The organism is Novosphingobium sp. 63-713, assembly GCF_001898925.1.
Lineage (GTDB): Bacteria > Pseudomonadota > Alphaproteobacteria > Sphingomonadales > Sphingomonadaceae > Novosphingobium.
The window spans coordinates 386,922-402,368 of the sequence record NZ_MKVS01000008.1; the positions used below are offsets into that span (position 1 = coordinate 386,922).

Here is a 15,447-nt window from a genome sequence, read left to right on the forward strand (position 1 = left end):
AAGGGGGAAAAGGATCAGAAACTGGCCCGCACGCCGGCCTTGAAATACTGGCCGACCGGGTTGAACAGGATGTTGTTGCCCGAACCGTTGGCGCCGGGGAAATTGGGCGGATCGACGTCGAAAACATTGTCGACGCCGACATAGAAGTCGAACTTGCGCCCTTCCCCAGCCTTCACCTTGAAGGTCGCCATCAGATCGACATAGGTGCGCGAGGGCACGCTGTTGGTGTTCGAACTGATGGCCGAGGCGATCGAATAGCCGCTTTGATCCGGGCCGACGAAGGCGGAGTTGTAAAAGCCTGCGTTGATCCAGCGCACATGGGTGGAAAAGCTCATCCGCTCACCCAGATCGAGGGTGAGCATACCATCAAGCGTCCAGTCGGGAATGCCCGGCGGCGTGCCCGCGCGCAGGCCCGTCTGGCCCGCGCGTTCGGTCGGGCCGATGGCATCGACGGTGATCAGGTTCATCACATTGCTGGCCAGCAGGCGCGCGCTCAATGCATTGTCGCGGCCCAATGGCTGGCGATAGGATGCCTCGATATCGATGCCGCGCACGATCAGCCGGTTCACATTCTGCTGCGTGTCGGTGATATTGGTGATGATGCCCGAGGCGTCGCGCGTTACCAGCGAGCAACTGAGCGGATCGCCCTGATAGCAGCGGGTAACGATGTTCTGTTGGCCCAGCGTGCTGATCGCATCCTTGATCTGGATATTGTAATAATCGACCGAGGCGCGGAACCGGCGCGCAAAACCAGTCTTGGGCTGGACCACCATGCCTACGGTAAACGTATCGGCCTTTTCAGGCTGTAATCTGGGGTTTGATCCGGAGGTGATCGGCGCCACGGTCTGTACGCCGCCGCGCGCCGGGTCGGTCAAAATACCCTGACTTTGCGTGGTCGGGCCGAAGAGTTCGGAGACATTGGGCGCGCGGATGTCGCGCGATTTGGTGATGCGGAAACGGAGGAAATCGAGCGGCGCCCAGACGCCCCCCACTTTCCATGTTGTCACGCCCAGTGAACTGGAGGCGAAGAAATCGCTCGACCGGTTGTACTGAGTGCGGCGCACCGCCCCGTTAAAGCTCAGCTCATGGATGAAGGGCAGATCGCGCAGAACCGGCGCCTCCAGTTCGCCATAGCCTTCGAGCACCCCGATCCGGCCCGAAATGAGCGAGCCGCCTCCGGAGAAAAACTGATTGGCCTGCGAGAGCGCATCGGTGCTGCCCTTCACGCTGTCATGGCGATATTCCGCGCCAAAGGCCACGCCAAGCGGCCCGCCCGGCAATTGAAAGGGCGAGCCGGTGATATTGGCCGCCACGACATGCTCGGTGGTGACGTTGGTCTGATAGCCGTTGGCCGTGACATAGGCGCGGGCGGCGGCAAAATTGGGCCCGTTGGCATAGCCAAAGGGGTTGAGCGCCACGCAGGCCGGATCGTCATTGGCGGTGCCAGCATCGGCATTCACGCGGCAGGTGGGCGTGCCGTTCACCGAAACCGCATCAATCGCCTTGAGCAGGCGCGAGGTGACGGTACCCCCGGTCAGATCGCTGCGGAAACTGTTGCGGCCGAACTGGTAATAGGCATCCGCCTTCCATCCGCCGCCCAGTTGATAGGATGCCTGAAGCACCGAGCGGATGACATCGTTGCGCACGCGCAATTGTCCCGGTCCGATATCGTCAAACCCCTTGCCCAGCGTAAAGCTGGTCAGTCCGCTGTTGGCAAGGATGGTGGGAATATCCAGCGTCGGATCGCTTGATCGCGGCAGGAAGGGATTGTCCGAACGGATCGTGAGCGCTGTATTGCGATAGGCGACTGCCCGGTGATAGCCCTCGCCATGGCCGTAATTGGCGGTCCATTCCACCGTCAGCGCCGGGGTCACATCCCAGCTCAGATGCGCCATCGCATTATAGCGCGTGGTGGGCGAAACGATGGGAAAGTCGAAATAGACATTCTGTCCCGGCCCGTCGCTTTCGCCGCCCACCTGATAGAGCGAATTGGCCATCGAGCCGAACTGAAAGCGACGCGGCGTGCCGTCGCGGTTGAAGGTGATGCCGTCGATGGCGCGCAAGGTGGGCAGCAGATTGCCGGTATAGGCCGAGGACGGCGGCGTGGTGACGCCATTGTACGAGGCCGTCCAGGGGTGGACGTTGGAGAGGATATTGTTGGCGGGCATGTTCGAAATGCCCGGATTGCGGCCCCAGTTGATCAGGCCGTTGGAGCACCAGTCGCGCACCCGGCAGGCCTCGACGCCGGTGTTCTTTTCATATTCGCCGCCGATGACCAGATGCGCGTTGCTGCCCAGATTCCATCCGCCCGCACCGCCGATCTGGGTGGTGCGATTGTCGCCATATTTGGAAATCCCAGCCTGCATATTCATGCGATAACCGGTCAGCTTCTTGTCGATCAGCAGATTGACCACGCCCGACACCGCATCCGAACCATAGACCGCCGATGCCCCGCCGGTGACCACTTCGGCCCTTTGCAGCAGGATCGAAGGGATCATGTTGGTATCGACCGTCGCCTGCGTGGTGGAGGGCACAAAGCGCTTGCCATCGACCAGCGTGAGCGTGCGCACCGAGCCAAGGCCGCGCAGATCGAGAATGCGCCCGCCAATATAGCCCGCCGCCGCCGACAGGCCGGTCGAGGCAGGCGTCTGGGTAGAACGGAAGGCGGGCAATTCGTTGAGCGCGTCGCCGATATTGGCCGCGCCGCGCTCGGCCATGCGCTGCGTATTCAGCACCGAAACCGGCGTTGGCGCATCAAATCCGGTGGCGATGCGCGAGCCGGTGACGACGATGGGTTGGGCCGGTTCCGTCGCCTCGGGCGGATTGGGGGCCGCCTGTTGTGCATGTGCCGCATTCGACGCCCAGGCCAAAGCCAAGGCCGACACGATCCTGCCGCAGGGCAGGCCGCCTTTCGCCTTCCTCATACCTCTTCCTTTATGTTTTTCTGGATTCGTTGAACGCAGGCTACTAATTTTATTTTTTAGTAGCAAGGTACTTTTTATCAAAGATCTGCAGATAGAGATTTTTATATAATACGTTGAAATACAATAAATATCATGAAAGACGCCCCAATGTCGGCCGCCATCTCAATCAGCAAATCCCAAAACATAAAGCCATCGCCAGCGAACAATCGACTCCGGCCCCCACCGATGCGGCAACTGTCCGGCGCAAAATCGCAACGCTTGGTGGCACGCTGCGCCGCCGTTCAGGCACTAAACGGCGACTAGGTGGTATACCGTATATGCCGAATGCCCGGCTTAGGCATGAATGAAGCATTGCGACTGCAGAATATCCCCGGAGGTGCCGCATGGTCGAAAATCAGAAAATCCGTCCGGGCACGGTGCTGGGTCCGCTGGGCGAACCGCTCACTCTCGAAACCCTGCCCTCGCCCGATACTCGCCGCTGGGTGCCCCGCCGCAAGGCCGAGGTTGTGGCGGCGGTCAATGGCGGTCTGTTGACGGTTGAGGAGGCGTGCCGCCGCTATTCCCTCTCGCTGGAAGAATTTGCCGGTTGGCAACGCGCTGTTCATCGCAATGGCCTGAGCGGGCTGCGCGCAACGCGGGCGCAATATTATCGCGACCTCTACACGCGCCAGCTCCGCAGGGAGAACCATTGGGAGCACGACTAGCCCTGACAGGCATGAGCGAGCACACGGGGCCCCCGATCAGGGCTTGTTGGCCTCGGAAATAATGACAAACTGTTCCAGCAGGTCGATGATCTCCGCCGTGTGCCGGATGCCGGTATGGAAGAGGTTTTCCACCTTGTCGGCCACGAACAGCGAAGGCCCGGCATAGGCCAGCGACCAGTTGCTGAAAACCCTTTCGGCCCGGCCGCCGCTCAGGAATGTGACAATGTCATGATGCCGCCTGTCGGCCAGAATATTCTGGCGGATGGCCACTATGCTCTCGGCGGGCCCCTCCAGAAACTGGACGAAGCGGGCGCCGGTGAAAAGCAAAGCCCCCGTCACGTCCAGCGCCGCATTGCGCGGGACCGATTTGGCCACAATGTCATCCACGGCCCGTTGCGCCCATGCCGAGGGCAAAGCGCAACGACTGGCATAAAGCCACCCGGCCAGCCCGGTGCCTTGCAGAGGCAGTTGTGTCATGGGATGAACAATCCTCTCTTCATGCAGCATCTTCATCGGAACCGGCAATCCCCGCCAGCGTGGCAAAGCGGATCAGGGCGACAAGATTATCCATGCGCAATTTCTGCATGATATTGCCGCGATGCATTTCCACGGTCCGCACGCCGATCTCCAGATCATGGGCGATTTGCCGATTGGTCATGCCCGCCACGATCCTTTTGAGCACATCCTCCTCTCTGGGAGTCAGATGGGCGCGCAGGGCGGCCGCTTCGCCGATGAACTGCTGATGGGCAACCTTGGCCGGAAGGATTTCATAGGCATAATCCAGAGCCAGGCGGACCTTGGCCATGGGACAGGGAATGGCGAGGCAATCGACCGCTCCCGCCCGCAAGGCCTGCACAGCCTCGCGGATGGTGGGATCGACGCGCATCACAATGACCGGCATGTCGGACCTTTGCGCCAGAAGGGCGCGGATCGTCTCCAGCCCGTCGCCCTCACCCGCGCGCACGGCCAGCAGGACGCAGCCGGCCGGAAGATAGGATGCCTCCTCGATCAGATCCCCGCCGCCGGAAAAGGCGCGCGTTTCCAATCCCTGATGCCGCAAAGCCAGAGCGAACCTTCGCCGATAGGACGCATCACCATCTACGATATAAGCCACGCGGTTTTTGAACACGATGCTGCTCGTTTCACGCCCGGATCGCTCGGGCATACTGATTTGCACTTAGCTGCAAGGTTAAATCCCGCTTACCCTACACGATACCGTAGCATTACGGTATCCTTGCCTGTCAGCGGCCGCGCATTCTGCACGCCATGGCGCGCAGGCGAGCCGCAATGGCGCGATTGCGCTCTAGCTCGACCTTATCCTGATATCCCTGCCCTGCTGCTGCCCTGCCAGCCAGAAGAGGAGATCGCTGCGGGTTTGCGCCACGCTCATGCCCGGCTTCGCATAGGCGACCAGATCAAAAACCCATTCCGCCTCGCCCAAAGTCTTGAGATAGATCTGCGGCGCGGGCTGATCGCGCAGGGACATGAAGCCCCTGACCAGTTCAAGCACCACATCGCGCGCCGCAGCCACGCTCTGGCCTCCCGAAACCGTCAGCGTCAGGTCGAGACGGCTGGACATCAGCGTGTCGGCGCGATTGGCGACATTGGAGGAGATGAAGGAGGAATTGGGCACAATCGCGATACCTCCGTCGGCGGTGGCCAATTCGGTGGCGCGCACACGGATCCTGCGGATGGTGCCTTCCGCGCCCGATACCGAAACCCAGTCGCCCGGCTTGACCGGCCTCTCGATCAACAGGATCACGCCCGACACGAAATTCTGGATGATCGACTGAAGGCCGAAACCTACCCCGACCGACAGGGCGCTGGCAATCAGCGTGACCTTTTCCAGTTGCAGCCCCAGCATATTGGTGGCGCCGAGCAAGGCGATCAGCGTGCCGACATAGGTCAGCCCGGTCACCAGCGATGTGCGCACCCCGATATCAAGCGAGGTGGAGGGCAGGAACCGGGTTTCCAGCCATCGCCGAAACACCCGCGTCAAGGCTATGCCCGCAATCAGGACAAACAGCGCCATGCTCAGACTGCGCGGCGAAAGATCGAGCGAGCGCAGCGAATTGAGCAAGGGCAGCGGCCTGATCTGCTCGACCACCACGGCATTGTCGCCATGCAGCGGCGCGGCAACCAGCCCGATCGCAAACAGCCAGACAAGGACGGTGAAGGCGGCGCTGGCCAGCAAGGCAAGCTGTTTGGCGCGCATACTGCGCGCCGTCACCACCGCTTTGCCCGAGCGCATACTGTCAGACCATTGCGCCAGCGCGGCGTCGATAAACCCCGTCACCAGCCAGGCCATGGTCAGCACCAGACCGGCCCAGAGCAATTCCTGAAGAATCAGCATGGAAAGCCGGATATGCCCGGCCAGAAACGCCCCCGCGCCCACAGCCAGAATGACCCACAACAGCGCCGTTGCCCCAAAGACCGCAGGGCCTGCAGGGTTTTTGCCGGGACCTGCCTTCTCCTCTTCGCGCGGTTCGCGGGCATGGGCAATCGACAGAAGAAAATGGCCGATGATCATGGTTTCGATGATGGCGATCACCCCCTGCGCGATCGTCCAACTGCTGTTGTTGGCATGGATCAGGCGGGCGGTCTGGTCGATGACATTGGTGGCGCCCAGCATGATGCCCGCCGCCAGCGGATATTCGCCCAAAGACACGCCACAATCCACAGGGCGCCACGCCGGGTCCTCCGGCGATTCCAGCGCGCGCCCGACCCCAAGGCCCAGACCGGCCACCCCGATCCCCATGGAAAGCGCGGTCACCATCACCTCGCTTTCCGGCAAGAGCGGCAGAGCCAGATCGAGCCCGCCGAAACCGATCTCCTCGGCCAGATAGAACAGCATGGTGGTGACAAAGACCGTCGCCACGGCCTTGAGGCCAATGGCCACTCTCAGATCCAGCGACAGGCTCCGCAGCCAGAAGGCAAGGCGATGCAGCATGCGTATCCGCAGGGGCCAGGCCAGCAGCAGCGCCATCCCCACCGCCACCAGCAAAGTGGGCAGGCCAAAGGCGGTTCTGAACGGCTGGGTGATCTGGCGTTCGAAAAGGGCCCATATTCTCTCAAGATCGCGCTGGGCGTCCAGAAGGACCGGCAGATTATCCCCCGCCCCGCTGATGGTGGCGGCAGACAGGGGAGCCCCGGCAAGGCCCATCAGCGCAAAACCGGCCAGCCTGCGGGCGCGACTGGATAAGACACTGGAAATTTTCAACATCCCTACGCTCTTATGCTGCCGGGGAAAGACCGCTCCCCTGTTCACAGACATAATGGTTTGCGGCCCGTAAGGTTCGGCCGGGAAACGACAAACCGGGGGGAAGTTCCGGCCGGAGCCGGCTGTCATGCCGCGATGATGCTAACCTGCATTAGGCCGCGGGGCCTTTGGGGGGAACAGCGGTCCCCTCGCCTGCTTTCCTTGTCGAACCCGACGATCAGGAGACAGGCTTTGACCAAAACCCCCAGCATCCGCGAAATCTTTCTCGCAGGCCTGCGCGATGCCCATGCCATGGAGCACGAGGCGCTGGCACTGATGGACCGTCAGATCCAGCACCTTGCCGAATATCTCGATGTTCAGGCGCGGTTGCGCAGCCATCGCGGCGAGACCGAGCGCCAGATCGAGCGGCTCGACATCATTCTGGCCAGTCTGGATGAGAGCGCCAGCACCTTCAAGGATATGGCCATGTCGTTGAGCGGCAATCTGGCAGCCTTGGCCACGATGCTGGCGCCGGACAAGGTTCTCAAGAACAGTCTGGCCAATTTCGCCTTCGAGAATTTCGAGGTGGCCAGTTATCGTGCGCTGATCGAAATGGCGCGGGAAGGCGGTTTTCCCGATGCGATACCGCTGCTGCAGGAAACGCTGCAGGAGGAACTGGCGATGGTCGAGTTTCTGGAAAAGACGCTGCCTGCGGTCGTGCAGCGCTATCTCTCAGCGCACAGGGTCGCCAAACCGGCCGATCATTGACGGCCGCCCTTGCGGCGGATCGCGCAGATCTTTGCGGCAAGGCGATATGTTGCGCATTGTTGCTGAAATCGTCCTAACCCATGTTAGAAACTTCCATGCGGAAGCGGGATGAAATCTTGCGGCCTGCGCGAAATCCTTAAATTTAATCTATTTATTTCAATATCCTAAAAATCCAAAAAATCTCGCCACCCGTCAAAATCCATTCAGGACGCCCGCAAGCGCAGTGTTTCATCTGTCTTGAAATGGTGCGCCGCCCTTTTCATATTCGCCCCGCGATCAGCCAAATTCGCAGGAAGATGGCCCGGATCCAGCGCAGATGTTGCAAGGGGCGTCATACCACCACATGAATACCCTTCCCCACACCAGTCTTGAACCAAGTGCATGGCTTGCCGCAATCATCGAGGGATCCGAGGACGCCATTGTCAGCAAGAGCCTCGAGGGCAAAATTCTCAGTTGGAACGGCGGCGCGCAAAAGCTCTTCGGCTATAGTCCGCAAGAGGCGATCGGCCAGCCGATCACGCTGATCATTCCCGAGGATCGCCGGCACGAAGAAGACGCCATCATCGCCAACATAAAGGCGGGCATCATGACCCGCCATTTCGAAACAGTGCGCAAGCGCAAGGATGGCAGCCTGATCGACGTTTCCCTGACCATTTCGCCGGTCCGCGATGCGACGGGCCGGTTGATAGGGGCGTCAAAAGTGGCGCGCGACATCACCCAGTCGCGCCGGATGGCCGAACAGCGGCAACTGATCCTTCATGAAATGAACCATCGCATCAAGAACCTCTTCATGCTGGCCAACGGACTGGTGGCGCTGTGCAGGCGCGAGGCCGAGACGATCGATGGTTTTGCCGCCGATCTGCAATCGCGCCTTGTCGCCCTGGCGCAGGCCCATGAGGCCAGCGCCCGTCTGCCTCAGGAAGATCATCGCACCGGCACCATCTCGCTGCGCGATCTGCTCGAGACCATCCTCAAGCCTTTTGAGAGTCGGTCAAACCAACGCATAGAAATCCGCGGCACCCATGCCATGATCGGTCCACGCAGCCTGCCCTCCATCGCGCTGCTGCTGCATGAACTGGCCACCAATTCGGCCAAATACGGAGCGCTGCGGTCCGTTGAGGGCCTGTTGCGGATCGAAATGGCGATCATCGGGCCCAGGGTCCGGCTGATCTGGGCCGAAACAGGGCTGCCCGCCCCGCTCTCGGCGCCCCTGACCAAAGGTTTCGGCACCCGTCTTGAAACCATGGCGACGCGTGTGCTCAATGCCGCCATCCATCGCGACTGGCAGCCCGACCGTCTGGTGATCGACATGTCTTTCGACGGGGAAACACTCTCCTCCTGATGGCACTATTTGCCCGGCCGAACGTTGGGCTTTTATGTCGATCTTTTCACCAGCCAGCGCATTTTCCGCCGCCGACGGGGTTCGGGACGAAGCACTCGTGGAGCTGCTTGCCTGCCTCAAGGCGCAGCACTATCGCTTCATCACCCCGACCCCGGCGACCCACAGCCGCGTGCTGGCCAACAGGTCCGGGCAACAGGCGCTGAACCTGCGCGATGTGCTGGGCTGGAGCCTGCCTTTCGAGCCGGAAGTGCTGCCTTCACCTGTTCTGGCCCTTCTCCAGACCGCGCAGGCTCTCGACAGCCTGCCCGATGGCCGTTTTCGGTCGCGCTATCGCGTTTCCAGCCTTGGCAAGGATCTGCTGCTGCATTCGGCCTATCCCACATCCTCGGCCGACGCGGTGTTCTTTGGTCCGGACAGCTATCGCTTTGTCGATTTCGTGCTGGGCGAGATGACGCGCCATCCGCCCCGGCCGGGCGAAAGTCTGGTCGATATCGGCACCGGGGCGGGCGCAGGGGCCATTGCGGCGGCGCGGGCCTTCCCCGAACTGCGGATCACGATGACCGACATCAATCCGCAGGCGCTGATGCTGGCGCAGGTCAATGCCCATGCGGCGGGTCTGTCCTGCGACATGGCGCTGGGGGCCTATCTGGATCCCATCGCGGGCATGGTGGACCGCATCATCGCCAATCCGCCCTATATGGCCGACGATGAAAAACGCGCCTATCGCGACGGGGGCCAATGGCATGGCGCACAGATCAGCGTGGAAATCACCCGCCGCGCGCTGCCCCGATTGCGGCCGGGCGGGCAATTGTATCTCTACAGCGGCAGCGCGATTGTCGCGGGCGAGGACCGGATGCGCGCGGCGCTGGAAAGGCTGGCGCGCGAGCATGGCTGCACCATGCATTACCGCGAAATCGACCCCGATGTGTTTGGCGAAGAACTGGACCGCCCCCTTTACCGTCATGTCGAACGCATTGCCGCCATCGGCGCGGTGCTGGCCTTGCCCAAAAGTCCTAACATGGGTTGAGGGCAAGGCCCTCTCCGCGCGCGGAACATCGCCATAACGGCGCCGTTTCATCATCATGCAGACCATGACCATCTTGCCCCCGCCCAAGGCCCAGCCATGCTATACGGCGCCGTTTCAGCAGGATCTTGCCCGCTGGAACCGCCGCCGGCTCAGCCCCCAGTTCCCCATCGGCGACTGGGACGACCATTTCGAGCAGGAGCGCCATTTCCGGCTCATGGAAACGGGTTTCCTCGAAGAATTGCGCGGCGCGGTTGCCGAACGGGCATCCCATGCGCCCCGCACCGCCGATGGCTTTGTCGCATGGTTCGAGGATCTTTGCCTGACCGGGCCGGGGCAAGGCGACCCGCTTTTCCCATGGCTGGCTCAGCACGCGACCTTTGAGCAGATGCGGTGGTTCTTTGAACAGGAAGCGGCCGGGGAAGCCGGTTTCGACGATCTGGTCGCCTTTACCCAGGTCAAGCTGCCGGTGGCCGCCAAACTCGAATTGGCGCGCAATTACTGGGACGAAATGGGACGCGGCAATGCCAAGGGGATGCATGGGCCGATGCTGGATGAACTGGTGCGCACCTTGCGCGTCGATCCCTCCATCGAAAACACGGTCTGGGAAAGTCTGGCACTGGCCAATGCGATGACCGGCATGGCCACCAACCGCCATTTCGCGTGGCATTCGGTGGGCGCGCTGGGGGTGATCGAACTGACCGCGCCGGGGCGCTCGGCGCTGGTGGCGCAGGGGCTGCGGCGTCTGGGCCTGAGCGGCAAGGAGCGCCATTATTTCGACCTCCACGCCGTGCTGGACGTCAAGCACAGCGAGGACTGGAACCGCGAGGCGATGCGCCCCTTGGTCGAGGAAGATCCGCGCCGCGCCACCGCCATGGCCGAAGGTGCGCTGATGCGGCTGCTGTGCGGCGCGCGCTGTTTCGAGCGTTATCGCGATCACCTGTGGCGGCAAAACGCCTGATGCCGACGCCCGGCAGGGCCGCCTAACAGGGAGGCAGAGCGGGCTGGCGCGTTTCCAGATCGAAACAATCGCCCCCGCTCAGCACATGCAGGCGCACCTCATGCATGGACAGTGTCTTTTCCGGGCTGGCCTCGGCAATATTGGAATGGGTGACGCCCGCGCCGTCAATCGCATAGATCGCCCCCGATCCGATCACCCGAAACCGGTTGCCAGTCAGCACCATCGCCGTATCCTCGTCAATGCCCAGCCCCAGCACGCGCGGATTTTGCGCCACCGCGCCCAGCAGCCGCCCGATGCGCCCGCGCTCGGCAAAATGCTGGTCGATGATGATATCGCGCACCAGCCCCAGCCCCGGCGCCATATGCAGATCGCCGATCCTGTGCGATTCCCGGTTCGCCCCGCGCACCAGCATCGTCTCGCTCATTACCGAGGCGCCCGCCGACGTGCCCGCCACCACGCCGCCGCGCCGGTGCATGTCGCGCACCAGATGCTCGACGGGCGTGTCGCCGATCTGTGAGGATATGCGCAACTGATCGCCGCCGGTGAAAAACACGCCGCCCGCTCCGGCAAAGATGTCCGCAACATGGGCGTCCAGTGTCTCGGCCCTTTCGTGCAGATAGAGTTCGACCAGATCATGCAGGCCAAGATCGGCAAAGGCTCGGGAATAGGTCTCGAAATAGCCCTCCGGCTCGCGGCTGGCCACCGTGGCCAGAACCAGTCGGCGCGACCCGACCCGCTCGGCCACCTCGCGCAGGATGAGCTTGTCGCCCTCCTTGTCCTCATGCCCGCCGATGATGATCAAGGGGCCGGGTTCATCGGCCATGGCCTTGCGCCTCCCATTCTCCGGCGTCGATCAGGCCGATGGGGCCAGCCATGTCTGCGGTCTGCAGCCCAACGGCGAAATGGCGGCTGTTATGCGCCAGACCAAGCGCCCCGAAACTGTCGATGACAATCGCCCCCGCCTCGCCGCCCACCCGCGCCATCCGCGCGGGCAGCAGGCACGCTGCCTCCATCGCCCCCATGTCGGCCAATCCCTGCAGGATATGCGCGGCCAGCGTGACCCGGATCATCGCCTCGCCCTCGCCCGAGAGCGCCACCCCGCCCAGCGCATCGTCGGCCAGCAATCCGCATCCCGGCAGCGGCGAATCCCCGATCCTGCCGGGCCGCTTGCCCGACAGGCCGCCGGTCGATGTGCCCCCCGCAATATGGCCTCGGGCATCGATGGCCACCGCGCCCACCGTATCATGCCCTTGCCCCGCCGCCCGCTCCGGCGCGATCATCGCCTCGGGCGGACAAAGGGCCATACCGGCCTCGACCGCGAAATCCTCCGCGCCCTGTCCGCACAGAAACACGGGGCCCGCGCGCAACAGCGCTCCGGCCGCGCGAATGGGATGGCGCAACCGGCTCACGCAGGCCACCGCCCCCACATCCAGCGTCTGCCCATCCATCAGCGCGGCATCCATTTCCACCGTGCCCGCGCTGGTCAAAACCGAGCCATAGCCCGCATTGAACGCCGGATTGTCCTCCAGCGCGGCAATCGCGGCGGCCGCCGCCTCGACCGCCGATGCGCCCGCGGCCAGACACGCCGCGCCCAAGCCCGCGGCCGCGGCGCATCCGGCCCGGTTGCGCGCCTGCATCGCCGGGGCAATGGTTCGCGCCCCGCCATGAACAATCACCGCCCAGTTCATGACGGCGCCAGCGCGGCGGCCATGTTCGGGCGATAGGCCAGCACCTGTTCCCACACCGCCGTGATCGAGGTGGGCAGCAGAACCACCAGATCGCCCGGCCGCACCATGGCGATCAGCCTTTGCGCGGCAATGTCTTCATCCAGCACCCGCCGCACCCGGCAAGGGTCCATGCCCGCCTCCAGCGCGCCCGCCGTCATGATGGCGTTGATCTCGCCCCGCGCCCGGCCGCGCCCGTCGGGTGTCTCGCGAAAAACCACCTCGTCGAACAGACCGGCGGCCAACCGGCCCATCTCGGCAATATCGCTGTCGCGCCGGTCGCCCGGAATGCTCACCATGCCCAGCACCCGCGTATGACCGCCCCGCATATGGGCAATCACATCACCCAGCGCGCGCAGGCCCGCCGGATTATGCGCGTAATCGACCAGAAAGCGGATGCCATGGGCGTCATGGATATTGAGCCTGCCCGGATTGTCCTCAAACGAACTGGCGAAGGAGGCCAGACCATCGCGGATCAGCGCGGGCGGCACCCCGCGCGCGCTGCATATGGCGGCGGCGGCCAGCGCATTGGCGATGTTGAAATGCACCGTTCCGCCGTGGGTCGCGGGTATGTCGGCCGCGCGGATCAGCACAGTGCGCCGCCCGTCGCGGTAAAGCACCAGATCCTCGCCATCGCGCAGCGCCGCCATGCCGCCATCGGCCACATGGTCCTTCACCGGACCCGGCATGGCGCCCCCCTCGCACATCGAGAACCAGACGACCTCACCCCCGGCGCGGGCGGCCATGCGGCGGCACATCGGATCATCGGCATTGAGCACCACATGGCCATGGCGATGGACCGCGCGCGGCACCACGGCCTTGAGATCGGCCATCTGTTCGAGCGTATCGATGCCTTTCAGCCCCAGATGATCCTCGGCCACATTCAGCACCGCGCCCACATCGCAGCGGTCAAACCCCAGCCCTTCGCGCAGAATGCCGCCCCGCGCCGTTTCCAGCACCGCCACATCCACCAGCGGATTGGCCAGAACCGCGCGCGCGCTTTTCGGTCCGGTGGCGTCATAGGGCTTCATCAGATGCTCGTTATGATACAGGCCGCTGGTGGTGGTCATGCCCACATTATGTCCGGCGCGCCGCAGGATCCGGCCCACCATGCGCACGGTGGTCGATTTGCCGTTCGTGCCGGTGATGGCCACAATGGGGATGCGCGCCATGGCGCCGCCGGGAAAGAGCGCGTCGATGATCGGCCCGGCCACATCGCGGCTTTCGCCCTGTGTGGGCGCCAGATGCATGCGCAAGCCCGGCGCGGCATTGACCTCGACAATGCCGCCCCCGGTTTCATGGATCGGCCGGGCGATGTCGGGGCACAGAAAGTCTATGCCGCAGACGTCCAGCCCCACCATGGCAGCGGCCTGAAGCGCGATCGAGGCGTTGAAGGGATGGATCTCGCCCGTGCGGTCCGTCGCCGTGCCGCCCGAGGACAGATTGGCCGTATCGCGCAGCATAACGCTCTGCCCCGCCGGGGGCACGCTGTCGAGATCCATGCACGCGCGCGCCAGAACCATCGCCACCGTGTCATCACAGGTGATGCGGGTCAGCATGTTTTCATGGCCCTGGCCCCGCGCCGGATCGGCATTCACGATCGCCACAAGATCGCGGATCGAATGGCATCCATCGCCCGTGACATGAGGCGGCTGCCGCTGCGCCACGGCGACGATTTTTCCGGCGACCACCAGAATGCGGTGGTCCGATCCGGGCAGATGCTGTTCGACAACAACCCGGCGGCCTCGCCTCGCGGCCAGCGCAAAGGCATCCTCTAGCATCTCCGGGGTGGTGACGCAGGTTGTCACGCCCCGCCCGTGATTGCCGTCCAGCGGCTTGACCACCACCGGCCAGCCCAGGCGCCGGGCCAGCAAACGGGCCTCGGCGCTGTTGCCCGCGACGCCGCCGCGCGGCACCGGCAGTCCGGCCAGCGCCAGCAATTCGCGCGTCAGTTGCTTGTTGCCCGCGATCTCGGCGCCCAGCAGCGATGTCTCGCCGGTGATGCTGGCCCGGATACGCTTCTGGCGGCGGCCATGGCCAAACTGGATCAGACTTTGATTGTCGAGGCGTTGGACCGGGATGCGTCGCCGCTTTGCCGCATCGACCAGCGCGCGGGTGGTGGGGCCAAGCGGCACCCTTTTGCAATGCCTGCGCAATTGCGCCCTGATCCGCGCAATATCGAGCGGATCCTCCTCGACCGCCACACCCAGCCGGTCAAGCCCGATCACAGAGCGCAGATCCGGAGGAAGCAGCGCGGCGGCGATCTGGATCGCATAGGAACCGGCCGCCAGACCGCATCCTTCATCCTCATAGGCATAAAGGACATTGTAACAGCCCGGGTGCCGCAAAACCGACCGGGTCTTGCCCCTGCTGGTCCGGTATCCGGCCATGACCTGAAGTTCGAGCGCGACATGTTCGATCACATGGCCCAGCCATGTTCCGGCGCGCAGCCTTTCGACAAACCCCAGCGGGCGACCATAACAGCAACCATGCCGCGCCAGCCCCGGCAACAGCGCCAAAAGGCGGTCGGCAAAGCCGGGCAGACGGTCGGTGGGCCATTCCTGCAAGGCGCCCAGATCGAGCTTGATGCGGATCATCGGCCGGTCGGCGTGGAGACTGGGGCCGCGATAGATATTGTGTTCAAGAATGGCCAGCGGCAGCGGCGCAGCCTGCACCAACGCTTCACCGCCCGTATTTCCAGTCGCGATCATGGGACACCCGATCAGCGCCCTGGGGATCCATGCGCCTGTGTTCATGAAAGCGCGGCAAACCGGCGAAGTTCCATGACCGGCGCAGGGAAA

General features: G+C 63.4%; 12 protein-coding genes. 5 read left to right on the plus strand and 7 right to left on the minus strand.

The genetic code is table 11. The features are described 5' to 3' along the window. Positions 1-14: 14 nt before the first annotated feature. A complete protein-coding gene (locus BGP00_RS06955; protein ID WP_292689810.1) occupies positions 15-2,924 on the minus strand; it encodes a TonB-dependent receptor in 2,910 nt (969 codons plus the stop codon). A 383-nt stretch (positions 2,925-3,307) separates the two neighbouring features. Here BGP00_RS06955 and BGP00_RS06960 point away from each other — a divergent pair, with 383 nt between their 5' ends. Continuing rightward, positions 3,308-3,628, plus strand: a complete 321-nt coding sequence (locus BGP00_RS06960) for a DUF1153 domain-containing protein (RefSeq protein WP_292689808.1) — start codon at positions 3,308-3,310, stop codon at positions 3,626-3,628. A 36-nt stretch (positions 3,629-3,664) separates the two neighbouring features. Here the strand turns inward: BGP00_RS06960 and BGP00_RS06965 are convergent, their stop codons facing one another. The 3 genes from BGP00_RS06965 to BGP00_RS06975 all read right to left on the minus strand — a co-directional run bounded on the left by BGP00_RS06965 (position 3,665) and on the right by BGP00_RS06975 (position 6,851). Next, complete coding sequence (locus BGP00_RS06965) at positions 3,665-4,105, minus strand: BLUF domain-containing protein (RefSeq protein WP_292689807.1); 441 nt, start codon at positions 4,103-4,105, stop codon at positions 3,665-3,667. Positions 4,106-4,124: 19 nt separating this feature from the next. Beyond that, positions 4,125-4,793: a LuxR C-terminal-related transcriptional regulator gene (locus BGP00_RS06970; RefSeq protein WP_292689806.1), complete on the minus strand. Its 669-nt coding sequence runs from the start codon at positions 4,791-4,793 to the stop codon at positions 4,125-4,127. A 138-nt stretch (positions 4,794-4,931) separates the two neighbouring features. Next, positions 4,932-6,851 carry a mechanosensitive ion channel domain-containing protein gene (locus tag BGP00_RS06975; RefSeq protein ID WP_292689805.1) on the minus strand — a complete coding sequence of 640 codons (1,920 nt, stop codon included), beginning with the start codon at positions 6,849-6,851 and terminating at the stop codon, positions 4,932-4,934. Positions 6,852-7,079: 228 nt separating this feature from the next. On the opposite strand from BGP00_RS06975, the gene BGP00_RS06980 reads away from it, so the two are divergent. The 4 genes from BGP00_RS06980 (at position 7,080) to BGP00_RS06995 (ending at position 10,922) form a co-directional block, all read left to right on the plus strand. Continuing rightward, positions 7,080-7,595, plus strand: a complete 516-nt coding sequence (locus tag BGP00_RS06980) for a ferritin-like domain-containing protein (protein WP_246870277.1) — start codon at positions 7,080-7,082, stop codon at positions 7,593-7,595. 343 nt (positions 7,596-7,938) lie between these two features. Continuing rightward, positions 7,939-8,937 (plus strand): PAS domain S-box protein, encoded by a 999-nt coding sequence (locus tag BGP00_RS06985; protein ID WP_292689804.1) that lies wholly within the window; start codon positions 7,939-7,941, stop codon positions 8,935-8,937. 34 nt (positions 8,938-8,971) lie between these two features. Continuing rightward, on the plus strand, positions 8,972-9,964 hold the full coding sequence (locus tag BGP00_RS06990) for a methyltransferase (protein WP_292922355.1): 993 nt from the start codon (positions 8,972-8,974) through the stop codon (positions 9,962-9,964). Between the two features lie 55 nt (positions 9,965-10,019). Continuing rightward, on the plus strand, positions 10,020-10,922 hold the full coding sequence (locus BGP00_RS06995) for an iron-containing redox enzyme family protein (protein ID WP_292689802.1): 903 nt from the start codon (positions 10,020-10,022) through the stop codon (positions 10,920-10,922). A gap of 22 nt (positions 10,923-10,944) precedes the next feature. Here the strand turns inward: BGP00_RS06995 and BGP00_RS07000 are convergent, their stop codons facing one another. Genes BGP00_RS07000 through cphA form a run of 3 tightly spaced genes read right to left on the minus strand, consistent with a single transcriptional unit; the run spans position 10,945 to position 15,357 of the window. Then, positions 10,945-11,745 carry a cyanophycinase gene (locus BGP00_RS07000; protein ID WP_292689801.1) on the minus strand — a complete coding sequence of 267 codons (801 nt, stop codon included), beginning with the start codon at positions 11,743-11,745 and terminating at the stop codon, positions 10,945-10,947. Then, a complete protein-coding gene (locus BGP00_RS07005) occupies positions 11,735-12,610 on the minus strand; it encodes an isoaspartyl peptidase/L-asparaginase (RefSeq protein WP_292689800.1) in 876 nt (291 codons plus the stop codon). Before BGP00_RS07005 ends, BGP00_RS07000 begins: the two co-directional genes overlap by 11 nt. Beyond that, positions 12,607-15,357, minus strand: a complete 2,751-nt coding sequence (gene cphA, locus BGP00_RS07010; RefSeq protein ID WP_292689799.1) for a cyanophycin synthetase — start codon at positions 15,355-15,357, stop codon at positions 12,607-12,609. The genes BGP00_RS07005 and cphA overlap by 4 nt, the downstream gene beginning before the upstream one ends. Between the last annotated feature and the right edge of the window lie 90 nt (positions 15,358-15,447).

Bases quoted from the DNA above. Each gene is read 5' to 3' on its own strand.
- BGP00_RS06955 (WP_292689810.1), bottom strand. From the start codon at position 2,924: ATGAGGAAGGCGAAAGGCGGCCTGCCCTGCGGCAGGATCGTGTCGGCC.
- BGP00_RS06960 (WP_292689808.1), top strand. From the start codon at position 3,308: ATGGTCGAAAATCAGAAAATCCGTCCGGGCACGGTGCTGGGTCCGCTG.
- BGP00_RS06965 (WP_292689807.1), bottom strand. From the start codon at position 4,105: ATGACACAACTGCCTCTGCAAGGCACCGGGCTGGCCGGGTGGCTTTAT.
- BGP00_RS06970 (WP_292689806.1), bottom strand. From the start codon at position 4,793: ATGCCCGAGCGATCCGGGCGTGAAACGAGCAGCATCGTGTTCAAAAAC.
- BGP00_RS06975 (WP_292689805.1), bottom strand. From the start codon at position 6,851: ATGTTGAAAATTTCCAGTGTCTTATCCAGTCGCGCCCGCAGGCTGGCC.
- BGP00_RS06985 (WP_292689804.1), top strand. From the start codon at position 7,939: ATGAATACCCTTCCCCACACCAGTCTTGAACCAAGTGCATGGCTTGCC.
- BGP00_RS06990 (WP_292922355.1), top strand. From the start codon at position 8,972: ATGTCGATCTTTTCACCAGCCAGCGCATTTTCCGCCGCCGACGGGGTT.
- BGP00_RS06995 (WP_292689802.1), top strand. From the start codon at position 10,020: ATGCAGACCATGACCATCTTGCCCCCGCCCAAGGCCCAGCCATGCTAT.
- BGP00_RS07000 (WP_292689801.1), bottom strand. From the start codon at position 11,745: ATGGCCGATGAACCCGGCCCCTTGATCATCATCGGCGGGCATGAGGAC.
- BGP00_RS07005 (WP_292689800.1), bottom strand. From the start codon at position 12,610: ATGAACTGGGCGGTGATTGTTCATGGCGGGGCGCGAACCATTGCCCCG.
- cphA (WP_292689799.1), bottom strand. From the start codon at position 15,357: ATGATCGCGACTGGAAATACGGGCGGTGAAGCGTTGGTGCAGGCTGCG.